Here is a 270-nt window from a genome sequence, read left to right on the forward strand (position 1 = left end):
CTATAAGTTTGACGAATTAGTGCAAACCACTGAAAGCGGTGAATTGATATTTGATAAAGACATTATGTCTTTGATGCCGCCAAAAGAGTTATGTTGTGGTCGTCAACGTCTGAGTTACGGCGGTGAAGTTGTACGTGCTTTAGCAAATCCAGATTTAAACAAATTGGGTTACGGTTCAGAAACAGCTCGTGGTCAACGTGGTTTCTCAATGTTGAAAATGGGTGAGTGGATGCGTGATGCTTTCAAACTAAACCGCGATCAACGTAACTT

1 pseudogene is annotated in these 270 nt (G+C 41.1%); it reads left to right on the forward strand.

The features are described from left to right. Window positions 1–270 (forward strand): annotated as a pseudogene (locus AAEZ02_RS22585) (phosphoketolase family protein); the annotation flags it as partial.

Source organism: Shewanella sp. T24-MNA-CIBAN-0130 (assembly GCF_040310185.1).
Classification (GTDB): domain Bacteria; phylum Pseudomonadota; class Gammaproteobacteria; order Enterobacterales; family Shewanellaceae; genus Shewanella; species Shewanella psychromarinicola.